We start from the raw sequence: 19,822 nt of genomic DNA on the forward strand, positions 1-19,822 counted from the left end.
GAGGAGGTGACCCGCGTGGCGCGCGAGGTGGGTACGGAAGGCAAGCTGGGCGGCCAGGCCTACGTGCCTGGCGTGGGCGGCACCTGGAAGGACCTGACCGACAACGTGAACTTCATGGCGTCCAACCTGACGGGCCAGGTGCGTAACATCGCGGCGGTGACCACCGCGGTGGCGCGCGGCGACCTGTCGAAGAAGATCACCGTGGACGTGAAGGGCGAGATTCTCGAGCTGAAGGACACCATCAACGTGATGGTGGACCAGCTGTCCTCCTTCGCATCCGAGGTGACCCGGGTGGCGCGCGAGGTGGGTACCGAGGGCAAGCTGGGCGGCCAGGCGAACGTGTCCGGCGTGGCCGGCACCTGGAAGGACCTGACCGAGAACGTGAACCAGCTGGCGGCGAACCTGACCAACCAGATGCGTGCGATCGGCGAGGTGGCGACGGCGGTGACCCGCGGCGACCTTTCCCGTTCGATTACCGTGGAAGCGCGCGGCGAGATGTCCTACCTGAAGGACAACATCAACGAGATGATCCGCAACCTGAAGGAAACCACGCAGAAGAACGCCCAGCAGGACTGGCTGAAGACCAACCTGGCGCGCTTCACCCGCCTCCTGCAGGGCCAGCGCGACCTGCAGGCCGTGACCAAGCTGATCCTGTCCGAACTGGCTCCGCTGATCACCGCCCACCACGGCGTGTTCTACATGATGGACTCGCAGGAAAGCGATGCGCGCCTGCGCCTGATCGCCTCCTACGGCTACCGTTCCAGCCGCAAGCTGCCGACCTCCTTCCTGCCGGGCGAAGGCCTGGTGGGCCAGTGCGCGCTGGAGAAGACCCGCATCTGGCTGACCGACGTCCCGCGCGACTACATCCAGGTCTCGTCCGGCCTGGGCGCGGCGCCGCCGACCAATATCGTGGTGCTGCCTATCCTGTTCGAACAGCAGGTCAAGGCCGTCATCGAGATCGCCTCGCTGGACCGCTTCACGGAAACCCACCTGTCCTTCCTCGACCAGCTGATGGAATCGATCGGCGTGGTGCTCAACACCATCGAGGCGAACAGCCGTACCGAATCGCTGCTGACCCAGTCGCAGTCGCTGGCGCAGGAGCTGCAGCAGACCAACCAGGAGCTGGCAGAAAAGGCGCGCCTGCTGTCCGAGCAGAACATCGAGGTGGAACGCAAGAACCGCGAGGTGGAACAGGCCAAGCTGGCGCTGGAAGAAAAGGCGACCCAGCTGGCGCTGTCCTCGAAGTACAAGTCCGAGTTCCTGGCGAATATGTCGCACGAACTGCGTACGCCGCTGAATTCGCTGCTGATCCTCGCGCAGCAGCTCTCGGATAACCCCGAGGGCAACCTGTCGATGAAGCAGGTGGAATTCGCGAAAACCATCCACGGCTCCGGCTCCGACCTGCTGACGCTGATTAACGACATCCTCGACCTGTCGAAGATCGAGTCCGGCACGGTCACGCTGGACGTGTCCGAGTACCGCTTCTCGGCGCTGCGCAACTACGTCGACCGCACCTTCCGCCACATGGCCGAAGCCAAGCACCTCGGCTTCCAGGTCGACCTGGCGGACAACCTGCCGACCGCGCTGATGACCGATACGACGCGCCTGCAGCAGGTCCTGAAGAACCTGCTGTCGAACGCCTTCAAGTTCACCAGCCACGGCAACGTCTCGCTGACCATCAGCCTGGTGACCAGTGGCTGGACCGCCGATCACCCGCACCTGCTGCATGCGGACGCGGTGCTGGCCTTCTCGGTGCGCGACACCGGCGTCGGCATCCCGTCCGACAAGCTGCAGCTGATCTTCGAAGCCTTCCAGCAGGCCGACGGCTCGACCGCCCGCAAATACGGCGGCACCGGCCTGGGCCTGTCGATCTCGCGCGAACTGGCGCGCCTGCTGGGCGGCGAGATCCGGGTCGAATCGACGGTCAACATCGGCTCCACCTTCACCCTCTACCTGCCCTACAACCGCGCCGGCTTCATCAACTACGAGCAGACCCGCCAGCCGCAGCCGGCCCGCCTGGCGCCGCCGCAGGCCGCTCCGGCCGTGATTCCCGCGCCGCGCGCCCGGCTGGACGCCGAAGCCGAAGCCGAGACCGTGGTCGCCACCACCAGCATCGCCGTGCCCGACCCGTCCGGCGGCCTGGTCGAGTACGCGTCCACGCTGGACGACCGCGGCCTGATCGTACCGGGCGACGCTTCGGTGCTGATCGTCGAGGATGACGAGCGCTTCGCCAAGACCCTGCTCGACTTCGCCCGCGAGAAGAACTTCAAGGGCATCGTGACCCACCGCGGCGACTCCGCGCTGTCGCTGGCGCGCGACTTCCAGCCGGCCGCGATCCTGCTCGACATCGACCTGCCCGACATCGACGGCCTGACGGTGCTCGAACGCCTGAAGCGCGACCCGGGCACCCGCCACATCCCGGTGCACGTGCTGTCGGCGATGCGCGAACGGGAACGCGCACTGCGCCAGGGTGCGATCAGCTACATCAACAAGCCGGTCAGCCGCGAGATGCTGCAGGAAGAATTCACGCGTATCCAGAAGTTCCTGATGGGCGGCAAGCGCTCGCTGCTGGTGGTCGAGGACGACATGGCCCAGCGCGAGGCGATCGTCTCGCTGATCGGCGATTCCGACGTCCGCATCGTCACCGTCGAAACCGGCGAGGCCGCGCTGGCTGCGCTGGCCGGCCAGCACTTCGACTGCATGGTGCTGGACCTGACCCTGCCGGACATCTCGGGCTTCGACCTGCTCGACCGGATCGGCAAGAAGGCGGCCTTGCGCGACCTGCCGATCGTGATCTACACGGCCGCGGAACTGGGCCGCAAGGAAGTCACGAAGCTCAAGCGCTACGCCAAGACCATCGTGGTCAAGGACGCCCGCTCGCCCGAGCGCCTGCTGGACGAGACCGCGCTGTTCCTGCACCGCTCGCACGCCAGCCTGCCGGACACCCAGCGCCGCATCCTCGAAGAGATCCAGGCCCTCGATTCCGGCCTGGCCGGACGCAAGGTGCTGATCGTCGACGACGACCTGCGCAACATCTTCGCGCTGTCCTCGCTGCTCGAGCGCCAGCAGATGCAGGTCCTGTTTGCCGAGAACGGCCGCGACGGCATCGAGGTGCTGGAGAAGGACCCCAGCATCGAGATCGTCCTGATGGACATCATGATGCCGGAGATGGACGGCTACGACACCATGCGGGCAATCCGCCGCATCCCGAAGTTCAAGTCGCTGCCCATCATCACCCTGACCGCGAAAGCGATGAAGGGCGACCGCGACAAGTGCATCGCCGCCGGCGCCTCCGACTACATCACCAAGCCCGTCGACGTGGCCCAGCTGCTGTCGATGATGCGGGTGTGGTTGCATTGAGGGGGCGGCTATGAATGCGTGGACCGGCCTCGCCGCCGGCCTCGCGGTCGAGGAGCTGGAAACGGAGCTGCTGCTGGAAGCGATCTTCCAGCGCTTCGGCTACGACTTCCGCGCCTACGACCGCGCCGCCCTGCGGCAAAAGCTGAGCCAGGCCGCACGCGCGAGCGGCGTCGCCACCCTGTCCGGACTGCAGGAGAAGGCGCTCCACGATGCCGGCGCGGCATCGAAGCTGCTGCGTGCGCTGACGCCGCCGCCGGCGCCCCTGTTCGACTGCGTCGGCCATGCCGCCAGGCTGCGCGGGGTGCTGGCGCCGTCGCTGCGCGCCTGGCCACTGCCGCGGGTCTGGCTGGCCGAGTGCGCCGGCGTGGGCGAAGCCTGGACCCTGGCGATCGTGCTGGCCGAGGAAGGCGTGCTGGGCAAGCTCGACATCCACGCCACCCTCGCCAACGAGGAGCTGGTCGCGGACATGCAGGACGCCTGCCTGCCGCTGGCCGCGCTGGAGGAAGCGCGCGGGCGCCACGAAGAGAGCGGCGGACGCGGCAACCTGCTGTCCTGGTTCGAGATCGAGACCGGCGAGAACGGCGAACGCTGCGCACGGCTGCGCGCCGACCTGCGCCGCCGCATCACCTGGTCGCAGTACAGCCTGGTGACCGACGCCTCCTTCAACGAGTTCCAGGCCATCCTTTGCTGCCATGCGCTGGGCGACTTCGGTCCGGTGCTGCGCCAGCGCGTGCTGCGCCTGTTCCACGACAGCCTGGCGCGTTTCGGGGTGCTGTGCCTGGACCAGCAGATGTCGGTCGCGGATGCGTATGCGGGAACCTACCAGGCGATCGAGGGGGATCGGCCGTGGTATAAACGAGTCGGATAAGCTAATGACATCGTCGTCCCCGCCAAGGCGGGGACGCCGTTCTGGCGCTGCGGGCCTTGATCAGATGACCTGCGCGCTCGGCCGCTCCGCAATCCGATCCCGCCAGGCCTGCAGATTCCCGAACCCCTCCGCCCCCGGCCGGAACTTCATCAGCCCGCGCGCGAACTCCAGCGCGCAGAAGGTGGTGATGTCGGCGATCGTGAAACGCCCGCCCGCCACGTATTCCTGCTGCCCCAGCACCCCGTCCAGCCAGCGCGCCGTATCGCGCACCTTCTGGCCCTGGGACGCGCCGAAGTCGGCGAACTGCGGCTGCTCCAGCGGCGCCAGCCCCGGGTGCGTGTGGCGGATGCAGTTGGCCACCTTCAGGAGCAGCTGCAGCTCGGCGCGGCGGTCCGCCATCTCGATGAAGGCGCGTTCCTCGAAACCCTCGCCCATCAGGTTGTGCTGCGGGTAGAGCCCTTCCAGGTAAGTACAGATGGCGCGCGTCTCGGCCAGCCGGCGGCCGTCGTCCAGCTCCAGCACCGGGACCTGGGCCATCGGATTCAGCCCCGTAAATACCGCATCCCTGTGCTCGCCCTTGAACAGGTCGACCGGAACCAGCTCGATGCCGGCGATGCCTTTCTCGGCGATGAACATGAGGACGCGGCGCGGATTCGGGGTGCGGTGGCTGGTGTACAGCTTCATGTGTCTCCTCCGGTTTTATGCTTGTAAGGACGATCATAGCGCATCCGTGAATGCCGATTGACAGGCATGCATGTTGAACGTAGATTCGCTGACTAGCTCCCTTCCACACAGGATTTTCCATGCATCGCAGCCTGATCTCCGCCGCCGTCGCACTCGCCTTCGCCACCCTTCCCTTCCAGCATGCCGCCGCCGCGCCGAAAGCGGCCGCGGTCCAGGAAGCGACCACCCAGCTGCCGCGCGGCGTGATCCCCAGCCATTACGATATCGCGCTGACGCCCGACGCCGCCGGCGGACGCTTCACGGCCAGGGCCGGCATCACCGTCAATATCACGAAGGCGACCGACAGCATCACCCTCAACGCCGCCGACCTCAGTTTCAACAGCGTGAGCCTGGCCCCGGCCGCCGGCGGCAACGCGCAGGCGGCCAAGGTCAAGGTCGACGCCGATGCCCAGACCGCCACCTTCGGCTTCGAACGTCCGCTGGCGCCCGGCCTGTACAAACTGAGCATCGACTACAGCGGTGTGATCGGCACCCAGGCCGTGGGCCTGTTCTCGCTGGATTACCCGGGGCTCGAGGGCAAGCAGCAGCGCGCCATCTATACGCAGTTCGAGAACTCGGACGCGCGCCGCATGATCCCGTCCTGGGACGAGCCGGCCTACAAGGCGAGCTTCTCGCTGGAAGCGACCATCCCGGCCGGCCAGATGGCGGTCAGTAATATGCCGGCAGCGAGCGTCACCAAACTGCCGGACGGCCGCCAGCGCGTGGTGTTCGCGAAGACGCCGAAGATGTCGACCTATCTGCTGTTCTTCGGCGCCGGCGACTTCGAGCGCGCCACCACCAAGGTCGAGGGCATCGAACTGGGCGTGGTCACCCGCCGCGGCGCCATCGACCAGGCTAGGTTCGCGCTGGACTCCTCGAAGGACATCCTGCGCGAGTACAACGATTACTTCGGCGTGCGCTATCCGCTGCCCAAGCTCGACAACATCGCAGGCCCCGGCCGCAGCCAGTTCTTCGGCGCGATGGAAAACTGGGGCGCCATCTTCACCTTCGAATACGCGCTGCTGTTCGATCCGGCCAGCTCGACCCAGCACGACCGCCAGGAGATCTTCGCCACCGCGGCCCACGAGATGGCGCACCAGTGGTTCGGCGACCTGGTCACGATGCGCTGGTGGGACGACCTGTGGCTCAACGAAGGCTTCGCCTCGTGGATGGAAAGCCGCATGACCCAGCGCCTGCACCCGGAATGGAATACCCACCTGGGCGCGGTCGGCAGCCGCGACGGCGCCATGCAGCGCGACTCGGTCGCCACCACCCACCCGGTGGTGCAGCACATCGAGACCGTCGAGCAGGCCAACCAGGCCTTCGACGAGATCACCTACCAGAAGGGCGAGGCGGTGATCCGCATGCTGGAAGCCTATGTCGGCGAGAACGCCTGGCGCAACGGCGTACGCAGCTACATGAAGGCCCATGCCTACGGCAATACCGTGTCCGACGACCTGTGGAAGCAGATCGAGAAGGCGGCCGGCAAGCCGGTGACGGCGATCGCCCACGACTTCACGCTGCAGCCGGGCGTGCCGCTGATCCGCGTCGGCGAACCGGTGTGCCGCAACGGCAGCACGAGTGTTCCGCTGGTCCAGGGCGAGTTCTCGCGCGACCAGCCGGACCGCAAGCCGCTGGCCTGGCGCGTGCCGGTCATCGCGCAAGTCGCCGGTAATGCCAAGCAGGCCACCGCCCTGGTCTCGGGCGGCAAGGGCACGGTCACCCTGCCGGGCTGCGGCGCGGTGATCGTCAACGCCGGCCAGAGCGGCTATTACCGCACCCTGTACGCGCCGAAGGAATTCGCCCAGCTGGCGCAAGCCTTCGCCGGCCTGGCGCCGATCGACCAGCTCGGCCTCTTGTCGGACAGCTCGGCGCTGGGCCTGGCCGGCCTGCAGCCGGCATCGAGCGCGCTGGAGCTGGTCAAGGCCACGCCGGTGAGCGCCGATCCGCAGGTCTGGAGCCGCATCGCCCACCTGTTCGCGGGCCTGCACTGGCGCTACCAGGGAGACCAGGAACGCCAGCACCGCCTGGATGCCTTCGCCATCGCCCGCCTGGCGCCGGTGATGGCGCAGACCGGCTGGGAAGCGCGGCACGGCGAAGCCGCCGCCGTCGCCAACCTGCGCGAAACCCTGATCGACTCCCTGAGCGAACTGGGCGACACCACCGTGATCGCCGAAGCGCGCCGCCGCTACGCCGCCATGGACAAGGATCCGTCCGCGGTGCCGGGCCCGCTGCGCAAGACCGTGCTGGCGGTGGTCGCCCAGCATGCCGACGCCGCCACCTGGGATGCGCTGCGCGCCCGCGCCCGCGCCGAGACCACGCCGCTGCTGCGCGACCACCTCTACGTGCTGCTGGCCGCTGCCAAGGACAAGGCCCTGGCCCAGCGCGCCCTGCAGTTGGCCCTGACCGACGAACCCGGCCTGACCAACAGCGCTGCGATGATCTCCACCGTGGCCCAGAACTTCCCGGACATGGCGGTCGACTTCGCGCTGGCGAACGTGGACAAGATCAACCAGCGCGTCGACGCCAGCTCGCGCAGCCGCTACTTTGCGCGCCTGGCCAGCGTGTCGGCGAATCCGGCGATGATCGACAAGCTGAAGTCCTATGCCCAGGCCAACCTGGCGCCGAGCTCGCGCGGCGATGTCGATGCGGCGATTGCGGCGATCCAGGATCGGATCAGGACGAATGCGGCGCGCTTGCCGGAGATTGATGCCTGGCTTAAGCAGAATGGTGGTTGAGCGGGAGGGCAAGGAAACCTGGGTTCCCGCCTGCGCGGCAAGTCATTTCCGGCAATGCCGGGCATGACGTTCTTCAGCTGCTGTTCTCTATGCGGCCGGTAGCGGCACACCGCGGCGCGCCGCCAGCCATGCCTCCAGGCGGCGCTCGCTGCCCGGCGGGATGTGCAGGCCCAGCTTGGTGCGGCGCCACAGGATGTCGTCCGCGGTCTGCGCCCATTCCTGCTTCACCAGCCAGTCCGCTTCCACTTCGAACAGGCCCGGCACGATTTCTTCGCCGAGATCCGCGCGGCTGCGGCGGTGTCCCAGCATGGCGCTCAGACGGGTGCCGTAGGCGTGCGCATAACGGGCCACCAGCGCCGGCGGCAGGCCGGCGTACTGCTGCTGGCGGGTGCGGGTCCAGGCATCGAATTCCAGCACCGAACGCGCGCTGGGCTGGCGTCCGAACAGGTCGCCGCCCGGCAGGCAGGCCTTGTCGGTCCAGCCGGGCACCCGCCGGCCCAGCGCCGGCGCGATCCAGTCCACCGCCTGTTCGGCCAGCTTGCGGAAGGTAGTGACCTTGCCGCCGAAGACGGACAGCAGCGGCGCGCCGTCCAGGTTCGTCTCCAGCCTGTAGTCGCGGCTGGCGCTCGACGCGCTCATTGCCCCCTTGCTGCCCTCTTCCCCGATCAGCGGCCTCACGCCGGCATACGTCCACACCACATCCTTCGGCGCCACCGGCTGCGCGAACACGCGGTTCACGGCCGCGCACAGGTAGTCGATCTCGGCGGCGTCGATGGCCACGCGGTCGGGGTCGCCCTGGTAATCGGAGTCGGTGGTGCCGACCAGGGTGAATTGGCCCTCGTAGGGAATCGCGAACACGATGCGGCCATCCGGCTGCTGCAGGATGTAGGCGCTGTCGTGTTCGAACAGGCGCGGCAGCACGATGTGGCTACCTTTTACCAGGCGCAGCGGGTGCGTGGCGCCTGCCTTGCCGGTGGCCGTGCCGAGGAAGCCGGCGGCCCAGGGGCCGGCCGCGTTCACCAGGCAGCGCGCATGCACGCGCAGCTCGCCGTCCGGCCCCTGCAGGGTGGCGATCCAGCGCTGCGGCTCGCGCACCAGGGCCGTGCAGCGGGTGCGGGTCAGGACATTGGCGCCGCGGTCGCGCGCATCGACGGCGGCCAGCACCACCAGCCGCGCGTCGTCGACCCAGGCGTCGGAATAGGCGAAGGCGTGGACAAAGCGCGGCTGCAGCGGCGCGCCGGCCGGATGGCCCTGCAGCGAGAGCGCCTCGGAGCCCGGCAGGAAGTCGCGGCGCGCCAGGTGGTCGTAGAGGAAGAGTCCCATGCGGATCAGCCAGGCCGGACGCTGGCCGGCCGTATGCGGCATGATGAAGCGCAGCGGATGCATGATGTGGGGGCCGCTCTTCAGCAGCACCTCGCGCTCGGCCAGGGCCTTGCGCACCAGGCCGAAGTGGTACTGTTCGAGGTAGCGCAGGCCGCCGTGGATCAGCTTGCTCGACGCCGAGGATGTGTGCTGGGCCAGGTCGTCCTTCTCGCACAGCAGCACGCGCAGGCCGCGCCCGCTGGCGTCGCGCGCGATGCCGGCGCCGTTGATGCCACCGCCCACCACCAGTACGTCGCAATCGATACGCTTCGGATTGTCTCCCATCTGCCGCTCCCTCGCCTGGACGGCCCCGGATGGCCGCAGCAGACAAGTTTAGTGCCCCTCCCGGCCCGGGTGTTCGGCCATATCAAGCCAGCGCCGCCTCCAGTACCCGCGCCACATGCAGGGCTTCGCGCCCGGCGCCGTCGAGGATCTGGTGGCGGCAGCTGGTGCCGTCGGCCACGATCAGTGTATCCGCTCCGGCCTGGCGCACGGCCGGCAGCAGCGCCAGCTCGCCCATCTTCATCGATACCTCGTAGTGCCTGGCCTCGTAGCCGAAGCTGCCGGCCATGCCGCAGCAGCTGCTCTCGATCAGCTTGACCTCGAGGCCGGGAATGAGCCCGAGCACGGAGAGTACCGGCTTGACGGCATCGAAGGCCTTCTGGTGGCAGTGGCCGTGCAGCAGGGCCGTCGATTGCGGCAGCGCCTTCAGCTTCAGGTCCAGCCTGCCCGCCTTCGATTCGCGCGCGATGAACTCCTCGAACAGCATGGCCGCGCCGGAAAGCAGCCTGGCTTCCTCGCCGAAGCCGTAGGCCAGGAACTCGTCGCGCATGGTCAGCAGGCAGGACGGTTCCAGCCCGACGACGGGTATGCCGCGCGCCACGAAGGGCAGCAGCGCATCGATGCTGCGGCGCGCTTCCTGTTTCGCCTGGTCGACCTGGCCGGCGGCCAGGTAGGTGCGGCCGCAGCACAGGGGCCTTGATTCCCCTTGCGCCCGCGCCACGTGCACGTGGTAGCCGGCGGCCTGCAGCACGCGCAGGGCGGCGTTCGCATTCTCGGACTCGAAATAGTTATTGAAGGTGTCGGCGAACAGCACGACTTCCGCCGCCCCCGCCGGCGCCGCGCCTGGCGCGCCCACGCCGGCCATGAAGGTATCGCCGCGCCAGCGCGGCAGCGAACGCTTCGCACTGAGGCCCAGCCAGTGTTCGGACAGGCGGGCGGCGCCGGGCAGGCGGTCGCGCAGGTTCAGCAGCGGGGCGAATTTCGCCGCCCACGGCGCATAGCGCGGCAGGTTGGCCACCAGCTTGTCCTTCAGGCGCATGCCGTGGCGCTTGCGGTAGTGGTACAGGAATTCGGTCTTCATGCGCGCCATGTCGATGCCGGTCGGGCAATCGCGCTTGCAGCCCTTGCAGCTCACGCACAGGTCGAGGGTCTGGTGCAGGGCTTCGGACGTCATGGCGTCCGGCCCGAGCTGGCCCGACACGGCGAGGCGCAGGGTGTTGGCGCGGCCGCGCGTGAGGTGCTGCTCGTCCTTCGTCACGCGGTAGCTCGGACACATGGTGCCGCTGTCGAACTTGCGGCAGTGGCCGTTGTTGTTGCACATCTCGATGGCCTTGGCGAAGCCGCCGCTCGCATCGCCGCCGGTGCCGGGCGCGCTCACCTCTTCCGTGACCGGATCGGTCTGTACATTCCATGCCGACCAGTCGAGCGCCGTGCGCAGCGGCTGCTCGGCGTAGCCGGGCTTGAAGCGGTACAGCGAGGCATCGTCCATTTTCGTCGCGCGCACGATCTTCCCCGGGTTCATCAGGCCGTCCGGGTCGAAGGCATCCTTGATGTCGGCAAAGGCGCCCATCATGCGTTCGCCGAACTGCCAGTCCACCCATTCGCTGCGCACCAGGCCGTCGCCGTGTTCGCCCGAGAAGGCGCCCTTGTAGCGGCGCACCAGGCTTGCCGCTTCCTCGGCGATGGCGCGCATCTTGGCGCTGCCGTCGCGGCGCAGGTCGAGGATCGGGCGCACGTGCAGGGTGCCGACCGAGGCGTGGGCATACCAGGTGCCGCGCGTGCCGTGCCTGGCGAAGACTTCGGTGAGCTGGTCGGTGTACTCGGCCAGGTGCTCGAGCGGCACCGCGCAGTCTTCGATGAAGGAGACCGGCTTGCCGTCGCCCTTCAGGCTCATCATGATGTTCAGGCCGGCCTTGCGCACTTCCCACAGCGCCTTCTGCTCCGGCTCGTCGGGCATCTCGACCACCGAGCCCGGCAGCCCGAGCTCGCCCATCAGGTCGACCAGCTGCTTCAGCCTGCGCAGCTGCTCGACCCTGTCCTCGCCGGCGAATTCCACCAGCAGGATCGCATCCGGCTTGCCGATCAGGGCCTTCTCGATGGTCGGGCGGAAGGCCGGATTGCCGCGCGCCAGTTCGATCATGGTGCGGTCGACCAGCTCCACCGCCACCGGTCCCAGCTTGACGATGTGCCGGGTGCTGTCCATCGCCTTGCTGAAGTCCGTGAAGTTGACGATGCCGAGCGCCTTGGCGTTCGGCAGCGGCGCCAGCGCCAGCGTGATCTGGCCGGTATAGGCCAGCGTGCCTTCCGAGCCCACCAGCAGGTGGGCCAGGTTGACGCTGCCGTCGCGGGTATAGGGCCGTTCCGATTGCGGATGGAAGATGTCGAGGTTGTAGCCGCCCACGCGCCGCAGCACCTTCGGGTAGCGTTCGGCGATTTCCGCCTGTTCGCGGACGGCGATCGCCTCCACCGTGTCGACCAATCGGGCGATGCGGCCGGACGCGCCGGCGCGCATCGCGTCCAGTTCGCAGAAGCGCGCCTGGCTGCCGTCGGCCAGCCAGGCGTCGATGGCCAGCACGTTGTGCACCATATTCCCGTAATACAGGCTGCGCGAGCCGCAGGAATTGTTGCCGGCCATGCCGCCGAGGGTGCACTGGGCGGCGGTAGAGACGTCCACCGGAAACCACAGCCCGTGCGGCTTGAGCCAGGCGTTCAGGTGGTCCAGCACGATCCCGGGCTGCACCGTAACCGTCATCGCGTCCTTGTCGAAGGCGATCACCTGGTTCAGGTATTTGCTGTTGTCGAGGACCAGCGCGGCGCCGACCGTCTGCCCGCACTGGCTGGTGCCGGCCCCGCGCGGCAGCACCGGCACCCGGGCGTCGCGCGCGATGGCCAGCGCCAGCGCCACGTCGCCGGGGGTGCGCGGCACGAACACGCCCACCGGCTCGATCTGGTAGATCGAGGCATCGGTGGCGTAGCGCCCGCGCGAGCCGCGGTCGAACAGTACCTCCCCTGTCGTTTCCTTGCGCAGCCGGCCGGCCAGTTCCTGGCTGTCGATGCGCGCCTGCAGGCCGGCGGAAAGCAATACGCTGGAAGGTACTGAATCGTTCATGTCATGGGGCTCCGGGTGGGGTGTCGTCGGGCGTCTGCGACGCTGCGCGCAGCACGGCGAGCACCGCGTCGCGCTTGTTGCGCAGGTGCTGCAGCAGGATCTGGCGCAGGGCCTCGCCGTCGCGCTTCTCCAGGGCGTCGAGCATGGCGCCATGCTCCCTGACGGCGGTATCCCATTTGTCCTGGTTGAAGTTCGAGCGGAAGCGCAGGCTCTGGATGCGCGCATTGATCTGCTGGTAGGTTTCGGTCAGCACCGCGTTGCGCGCCATCGCGTTGAAACAGTCGTGGATCGCGTGATTCAGCTTGTAGTACGTGGGCAGGTCGCGCCGCGCGTGGGCCGCCATCATCTCGTAATGCAGGGCCCGGACCTCGGCGATTTCGGCATCGGTGGCGCGGGCGCAGGCCAGTTCGCCCGACATTCCTTCCAGCGCGCCCATCACTTCGAAGGTCTGCTCGATCTCGGGTACCGACATCTGGGCGACCACGGCGCCGCGGTTGGGCTGCAGCACGATCAGGCCTTCGACCGCCAGGGTCTTGAAGGCTTCGCGCAGCGGCGTGCGCGAGACGTTCAGCTGCTCGCACAGCATGCGTTCGTTGAGGCGGGTGCCGGGGGCGAGCACGCCCTCGACGATCATGTCGCGCAGACGCGCACCGACGGCGGCGGACAGGCCGAGGCGGTCGATGCTGGCGATGACGGGTGGAGTTGCAGGATTATTCATAGTTCCAAAATTGTATACCACATACAAATCCTCATACCAGCACACCCTGTCTATCCTGCTAGGGAATGATGGGGGAAAATGCAATCCGCATTGACTTGGTTTTAAGTTTGAATATTGTATACAAAACGTTCTCGCCATTTTCTCACCACGACAGGGTCCCACATGGTCAAACTGAACTCCCATCCCGCCGGCCGCCACTTCCTGCAAATTCCCGGCCCTTCCACCGTCCCCGACCGCATCCTGCGCGCGATGGACTATCCGACCATCGACCATCGCGGGCCGGAATTCCAGGCCCTCGGCAAGAAGGTGCTGGCCGACGTCCGCAAGATCTTCCAGACCGGGAACCCGGTCGTGATCTATCCGGCCTCCGGCACCGGCGCCTGGGAAGCCGCGCTGGTGAACACCCTGTCGCCCGGCGACACCGTGCTGATGTATGAGACCGGCCACTTCGCCACCCTGTGGAAGAAGATGGCCGACAAGCTCGGGCTGAATGCCGAATTCCTCGGCGGCGACTGGCGCCGCGGGGCCGATGCCGCCGCCATCGAAGCGCGCCTGGCCGCCGACCCGCGGCACAGCATCAAGGCGGTATGCGTGGTGCATAACGAAACCTCGACCGGCGTCACCTCCGACATCGCCGCCGTGCGCCGCGCCATCGACCGCGCCGGCCACCCGGCCCTGCTGCTGGTCGACACCATCTCCTCGCTCGGCTCGATCGACTACCGCCACGACGAATGGGGCGTGGACGTCACCGTCAGCGGTTCGCAGAAAGGCCTGATGCTGCCGCCCGGCCTGTCCTTCAACGCGGTATCGAACAAGGCCATCGCCGCCTCGCGCCAGGCCAGGCTGCCGAAAGCCTACTGGGGCTGGGACGAGATCCTCGAAGCCAACAAGAACGGCTTCTGGCCCTATACCCCGGCCACCAACCTGCTCTACGGCCTGTCCGAAGCCTGCGACATGCTGCTCGAGGAAGGCTTGCACAACGTGTTCGCGCGCCACCAGCGCCATGCGGCCGCCACCCGCGCCGCGGTCGAGGCCTGGGGCATGGAGATCCTGTGCCAGAACCCGGCCGAGTACAGCGGCGTGCTGACCGCGGTCGTGATGCCGAAGGACGCCTCGGGTAACTACGCGAATGCCGACGCCTTCCGCAAGGCCGTGCTGGACAACTTCAACATGTCGCTGGGCCAGGGCCTGACCAGGCTGTCCGGATGGGTATTCCGGATCGGCCACCTCGGCGACTTCAACGACCTGACCCTGATGGGCACCCTCGCCGGTGTCGAGATGGGCTTCGAGGTGGCGGGCATCCCGCACCGCAAGGGCGGCGTACTGGCCGCCATGCAATACCTGACGGCGACCGCCCCACGAGGGAAGCACGTCGAGACCCTGGCCAAGGCCGCCTGACGAGCGCCGCGCCGCACCCAAGAAAAAATCAGACAGGAGACACCACATGAAAGCAAGCCGTGCCACGACGCAGGTGCTGTTACTACTCTGCGTGATGTACCTGATTACCTATGTAGACCGCGTCAACGTCAGTACCGCCGCCGCCAGTTTCGGCAAGGAGTTCGGGCTCAGCAAGACCCAGCTCGGCTTCGTGTTTTCCGCCTTCGCCTATCCCTACCTGGTCTTCCAGATCATCGGCGGCTGGCTGGGCGACAAGTTCGGCGCGCGCAAGACCCTGACCGTCTGCGCCGTGGTGTGGGCCGGCGCCACCATCCTCAGCGGCCTGGCCACCGGCCTGGTCTCCCTGTTCCTCGCCCGCATGCTGCTGGGCCTGGGCGAAGGCGCCACCTTCCCCACCGCCACCCGCGCCATGGCCAGCTGGTTCTCGGCCGAGAAGCGCGGCTTCGCCCAGGGCATCACCCACGCCTGCGCGCGCCTCGGCAACGCCGTCACCCCGCCGCTGGTGGTGGCGCTGATGGCCGCCACCAGCTGGCGCGGCTCCTTCATCATCCTCGGCTGCATCAGCCTGCTGTGGGTGCTGTGGTGGGCGATCAGCTTCCGCGACAACCCGGCCGACCACCCGCACATCACGAAGGACGAGCTGGCCGCCCTGCCTGAGTACAAGCAGTTCAAGGACCGTCCGAAAGTCCCGTGGATGCCGCTGTTCCGCCGCATGTCGCCGGTGACGATCACCTACTTCTGCTACGGCTGGATCCTGTGGCTGTTCCTGAGCTGGATTCCGCAATACTTCCTGCACAACTACCAGCTCGACCTGAAGAAGTCGGCGATCTTCTCGGCCGGCGTGTTCCTGGCCGGCGTGGTCGGCGATGCGCTGGGCGGCATCGTCTCCGACCACCTGCTGAAGAAGACCGGCAACCTGAACACCGCGCGCCGCAACGTGGTCGTGATCTGCATGCTGCTGACCCTGGCCTCGCTGGTGCCGCTGATGTTCGTGCACGACCTCGTGATCTCGGCGGTGTGCCTGAGCCTGGGCTTCTTCTTCATCGAATTCACCATCGGCCCGATGTGGGCGATCCCGATGGACATCGCGCCGAAATTCTCCGGCACCGCGAGCGGCATGATGAACACCGGCTCGGCCCTGGCCGCCATCATCAGCCCGCTGTTCGGCGGCTGGCTGATCGACAAGACCGGCAACTGGGACACGCCCTTCATCTTCTCGATGGCGCTGATGGTCGTCGGTTCGATCACCGCCTTCGCCATGAAGCCGGGCAAGCAGTTCGACGAAACCGCGCACGGCGCGCTGCAGCCGCAGCCCACCGTCGCCGTCTGAGCCCCGGCAGCCGGCCGCGCCGCACGGGCCGGCCGGCTGCCCAGCCAAGCGCATAAAGGAGATCCATGAACAAGGGCCAAGTACAACTGAGCGTCCGGAACGGCATCGCTTCCATCCTGATCGACCGCCCGGAAGCGCGCAATGCCATGACCTGGGCCATGTACGAAGAGCTGGGCCGCATCTGCGACGAGCTCTCCGAACGCGCGGACGTGCGCGTGACCACCTTCCGCGGCGCCGGCGGCGAAGCCTTCGTGGCCGGCACCGACATCGAACAATTCAAGGCCTTCGAAGGCGGCGACGACGGCCTTGCCTACGAACGCGTGATCGACCAGCGCATCGGCCAGATCGAAAAACTGCCGATGCCGACCGTCGCCATCCTCGACGGCTGGACCATCGGCGGCGGCCTCGCGATCGCCGCCGCCTGCGACTTCCGCATCGCCGCCCCCACCGCATCCTTCGGCGTGCCGATCGCGCGCACGCTCGGCAACTGCCTGTCGATGGCGAATACGGCGCGCGTGGTCGCGGCCTTCGGCGTGGCGCGCGCCAAGCGCATGCTGCTGCTGGCCGACCTCCTCACGGCCCAGGAAGCCTTCGACTGCGGCTTCCTGACCGAGATCGCCGGCGCCGGCGCCGGCGCCCTCGACGATGCCGCCGACAAGCTGTGCGCCCGCCTCGAAAGGCTGGCGCCGGTGACCCAGCGCGTGTCGAAGGAAGCGATCCGGCGGGTGGTGGCGGAGACCGTCCCGCAGGGCGACGACCTGGTGGCCGCCTGCTACGGCAGCCGCGATTTCAAGATCGGCGTGACCGCCTTCCTCGACAAGCAGAAACCGGCCTGGTCCGGCTCCTGAACACGACAACCATGACAAGCACACACACCACTCCCCATCCGGGACCGCTGACCGGCATGCGCGTGCTCGAACTCGCGCAGATCATGGCCGGGCCCACCTGCGGCATGATGCTGGCCGATATGGGCGCCGACGTCGTCAAGGTCGAAAAGCTCCCCGGCGGCGACGATTCGCGCGGCTACCGCGAACCGCGCATCAACGGCGTCTCGGCGCCCTTCCTGATCCTCAACCGCAACAAGCGCGGCATCGCCCTCAACCTGAAGCATGCGAAGGGGCGCGCGATCCTGCTGCGGATGGTGAAGGAAGCCGATGTCCTGACCGAGAACTACCGCCGCGGCACGCTGGAGCGACTGGGCCTGGGCTACGACACCCTCAAGGAGATCAATCCGGGCCTGATCTACTGTTCGGTGTCCGGCTACGGCCGCGACGGCCCCTACGCGGACAAGGGCGGCTTCGACCTCATCGCCCAGGGCTTTGCCGGCCTGATGTCGGTGACCGGCGAACCCGGACGCCCGCCCGCCAAGACCGGCAACTCGATCGCCGATATCAATGCCGGCATCCTGGCGGTGGTCGGCATCCTGGCCGCCTATGCGCACAAGCAGAAGACCGGCCAGGGCCAGGTGGTCGACACCTCGCTGATGGAAGCGGCGCTGCAGCAGACCTACTGGCACGCGGCGATCTATTTTGCGACCGGACAGTCTGCCGGCCCGACCGGCTCGGCCCACCTGCTGACCGCCCCCTACCAGGCCTTCCAGGCCAGCGACGGCTGGATCAATATCGGCGGCGCCAACCAGGCCAACTGGGAACGCATCGCCGACGTGCTGGGCCACCCGGAATGGCGCGCGGATCCGCGCTTCGCCGACAATGGCGCCCGCATGCGCAACCTGGGCGTCCTGACGGATGCGATGGCCGCGGTGCTGAAGACGCGCTCGCGCGACGAATGGATCGCCGCCTTCGACGCCGCCGGCGTGCCGGTCGGGCCGGTGCACACGATCGCCGAAGCGCTCAGCCATCCGCAGGTGGAAGCGCGCGGCATGGTGGTCGAGGTCGCGCATCCCCAGGCCGGTACCACGCGCGCACTCGGCTGCCCCGTGCATTTTTCGGCGACGCCCACCCGCGTCGACCGCCATGCGCCGATGCTGGGCGAGCACTCGCGCGAACTGCTCAGGGAGTATGGTTACGGCGACGCCGAGATCGACGGTTTCGCGGCCGAGGGCGTGATCGAGGAAGCCCGGCTGGATTAGGCGCTGCTGTACAATCACCCCATCCGAAGAAAACGATGATGGGGCTTCTTGATGGTGCAGGACCTGCGTGCCTGGGTTCGTATGCCTTCCGGCAAACGGCTCGATTTGCTGAATCCCACGCCCTTCGACTGGGACGACGCCGACCTGGCCCTGGGCCTGGCCCGCACCTACCGCTGGGGCGGGCACTCGGCCTGGCCTCTGCCCCTGTCGGTGGCCCAGCACTCGATCTGCGTGATGCTGCTGCGGCGCGCCGCCTCGCCGGTCCCGCTATCCCCCGTGATCGCCTTGCGCGAACTGCTGCATGACGCCGAGGAAGGCCTGCTCGGCTTCGACGCCGTGTCGCCGCTCAAGCCCTTCCTCGGGGAAGGCTTCAAGGCGCTCACGCAAAGACTCGAACACATGGTCTTCCTGCGCTACGGCCTGCCGGCCTGGACGCCGTCCGAACACGCGAAGCACAAGCAGGCCGACCGCCTGGCCGCCGCCAGCGAGGCCGTCCACGTGGTCGGCTGGAAGGAAGAAGAGGTGCGCAATACCTTGAAGATCCGCGCCGCCGTGCTGGAAGAGGATCCGCTGGCGGCGCGCTACCGCTGCCGTCCCTGGGAGCCATGGCCGCCGACCGTCGCGGCCGAGCGTTTCCTGGCCGAACTGGACCATCAGAGGCGGCTCATCGATGCCGAAGATGTCCGTGACTGAGGCCCTCGACGCCGCCATCGCCCGCGCCGCCGCGCTGATCCGCGACGCCGACGCCCTGCTGATCGGTGCCGGCGCCGGCATCGGCGTCGATTCCGGCCTGCCCGACTTCCGCGGCGACCACGGGTTCTGGCGCGCCTATCCGCCGCTGGCCGAACTCGGCATCCGCTTCGTCGAGATCGCGAACCCGCGCAGCTTTGCCCGCCATCCCGAGCTGGCCTGGGGCTTCTACGGACACCGGCTGGCGCTCTACCGCGACACGGTGCCCCACGAAGGTTTCACGATCCTGCGCGAACTGGGCGCGCGCCTGCCGCTGGGCGCCTTCGTCTTCACCAGCAATGTCGACGGCCAGTTCCAGCGCGCCGGCTTTCCCGAGGAGCGGCTGGTCGAATGCCACGGCTCCATCCACCACCTGCAATGCAGCCGCCCCTGCGGCGACGCGATCTGGCCGGCGGACGCGGTCCGGCCCGAGATCGATCCGGCTGATTGCCTGATGCGCCCGCCGCTGCCGGCCTGCCCGCATTGCGGCGCGCTGGCGCGGCCGAACGTCCTGATGTTCAACGACGGCGCCTGGCTGGACGAGCGCACCGAGGCGCAGTACGACCGCTTCGAGGCCTGGCTGGCGCAGGCGCGGCGCCTGGTCGTGGTCGAACTCGGCGCCGGCACCGACGTGCCCTCGGTGCGGCGCATGTGCGAGTCGCCGGGCGCGCCGCTGGTCCGCATCAATCCGCGCGAGCCGCAGGTGAAGTCCGCACGCGACGTCGGCATTCCGGCCGGGGCGCTGGAAGCCTTGCGGCGCCTGCGCCAACACCTGGGCTGAGCCGGCTGGGGCAATGCGACCGGCGCAAGAATTGATCTTACGAAAATGCTAAGTCTTTTCTCAAGTTCGGGGCCTAAATGCTTGATTCCACAGCCTTTATTTTCATATCCACAGGAAATGTGGATAAGGTTGTGGACAAGCGCCTCTTGACAAGCCGGGAGCGCAGTATTGATGCGGGTTTCAACAAATTGCCCGTTCAACAGGCAAAATCTTAGGCCCGTAAAATCAAGGACTTAGCTTAGCCTCGGTTTTATATAAGACATGGCTATGCGGCAAATTCCTACAAGGGTAGGACACGGGGGATAACTCACCCGGACTCCCCTGAAAAGCGCCGC

General features: G+C 67.6%; 13 protein-coding genes. 9 read left to right on the plus strand and 4 right to left on the minus strand.

What is annotated here, in order from left to right; translation table 11 throughout:
- Together AC1DOQ_RS22850 and AC1DOQ_RS22855 are read left to right on the plus strand one after the other, a co-directional pair.
- A partial coding sequence (locus tag AC1DOQ_RS22850) for a response regulator (protein WP_477369435.1) occupies window positions 1-3,360 on the plus strand: 3,360 nt, incomplete at its 5' end.
- 10 nt (window positions 3,361-3,370) lie between these two features.
- Window positions 3,371-4,228, plus strand: a complete 858-nt coding sequence (locus tag AC1DOQ_RS22855) for a protein-glutamate O-methyltransferase CheR (protein WP_477369437.1) — start codon at window positions 3,371-3,373, stop codon at window positions 4,226-4,228.
- A gap of 60 nt (window positions 4,229-4,288) precedes the next feature.
- Here AC1DOQ_RS22855 and AC1DOQ_RS22860 read toward each other — a convergent pair whose 3' ends face one another.
- Window positions 4,289-4,912, minus strand: a complete 624-nt coding sequence (locus AC1DOQ_RS22860) for a glutathione S-transferase family protein (RefSeq protein WP_477369439.1) — start codon at window positions 4,910-4,912, stop codon at window positions 4,289-4,291.
- Between the two features lie 119 nt (window positions 4,913-5,031).
- On the opposite strand from AC1DOQ_RS22860, the gene AC1DOQ_RS22865 reads away from it, so the two are divergent.
- Complete coding sequence (locus tag AC1DOQ_RS22865) at window positions 5,032-7,689, plus strand: M1 family metallopeptidase (RefSeq protein WP_477369441.1); 2,658 nt, start codon at window positions 5,032-5,034, stop codon at window positions 7,687-7,689.
- 87 nt (window positions 7,690-7,776) lie between these two features.
- On the opposite strand, the gene glpD is transcribed toward AC1DOQ_RS22865, so the two are convergent.
- The 3 genes from glpD to AC1DOQ_RS22880 all read right to left on the minus strand — a co-directional run bounded on the left by glpD (window position 7,777) and on the right by AC1DOQ_RS22880 (window position 13,160).
- A complete protein-coding gene (glpD, locus tag AC1DOQ_RS22870; protein WP_477369443.1) occupies window positions 7,777-9,336 on the minus strand; it encodes a glycerol-3-phosphate dehydrogenase in 1,560 nt (519 codons plus the stop codon).
- A gap of 82 nt (window positions 9,337-9,418) precedes the next feature.
- Window positions 9,419-12,442, minus strand: coding sequence for an FAD-binding and (Fe-S)-binding domain-containing protein (locus AC1DOQ_RS22875; protein WP_477369445.1), 3,024 nt, complete (start codon window positions 12,440-12,442; stop codon window positions 9,419-9,421).
- Between the two features lies 1 nt (window position 12,443).
- Window positions 12,444-13,160 carry a GntR family transcriptional regulator gene (locus AC1DOQ_RS22880; RefSeq protein WP_477369447.1) on the minus strand — a complete coding sequence of 239 codons (717 nt, stop codon included), beginning with the start codon at window positions 13,158-13,160 and terminating at the stop codon, window positions 12,444-12,446.
- A 162-nt stretch (window positions 13,161-13,322) separates the two neighbouring features.
- Between AC1DOQ_RS22880 and AC1DOQ_RS22885 the strand changes: the two genes are divergently transcribed.
- From AC1DOQ_RS22885 to AC1DOQ_RS22910, 6 genes are all read left to right on the plus strand, one after another.
- Window positions 13,323-14,558 carry a pyridoxal-phosphate-dependent aminotransferase family protein gene (locus AC1DOQ_RS22885; protein WP_477369449.1) on the plus strand — a complete coding sequence of 412 codons (1,236 nt, stop codon included), beginning with the start codon at window positions 13,323-13,325 and terminating at the stop codon, window positions 14,556-14,558.
- A gap of 46 nt (window positions 14,559-14,604) precedes the next feature.
- Entirely contained in the window at window positions 14,605-15,888 is a 1,284-nt protein-coding gene (locus AC1DOQ_RS22890; RefSeq protein WP_477369451.1) for an MFS transporter, read from the plus strand.
- Window positions 15,889-15,953: 65 nt separating this feature from the next.
- A complete protein-coding gene (locus AC1DOQ_RS22895) occupies window positions 15,954-16,736 on the plus strand; it encodes an enoyl-CoA hydratase/isomerase family protein (RefSeq protein ID WP_477369453.1) in 783 nt (260 codons plus the stop codon).
- An 11-nt stretch (window positions 16,737-16,747) separates the two neighbouring features.
- On the plus strand, window positions 16,748-17,977 hold the full coding sequence (locus AC1DOQ_RS22900; RefSeq protein ID WP_477369455.1) for a CaiB/BaiF CoA transferase family protein: 1,230 nt from the start codon (window positions 16,748-16,750) through the stop codon (window positions 17,975-17,977).
- Window positions 17,978-18,058: 81 nt separating this feature from the next.
- Entirely contained in the window at window positions 18,059-18,670 is a 612-nt protein-coding gene (locus AC1DOQ_RS22905; protein WP_477369457.1) for a phosphohydrolase, read from the plus strand.
- Window positions 18,657-19,487, plus strand: a complete 831-nt coding sequence (locus AC1DOQ_RS22910; RefSeq protein WP_477369590.1) for an SIR2 family NAD-dependent protein deacylase — start codon at window positions 18,657-18,659, stop codon at window positions 19,485-19,487. Before AC1DOQ_RS22905 ends, AC1DOQ_RS22910 begins: the two co-directional genes overlap by 14 nt.
- The last annotated feature ends 335 nt before the right edge of the window (window positions 19,488-19,822 follow it).

The sequence above is a fragment of the Massilia sp. 01N417 genome, from assembly GCF_056399645.1.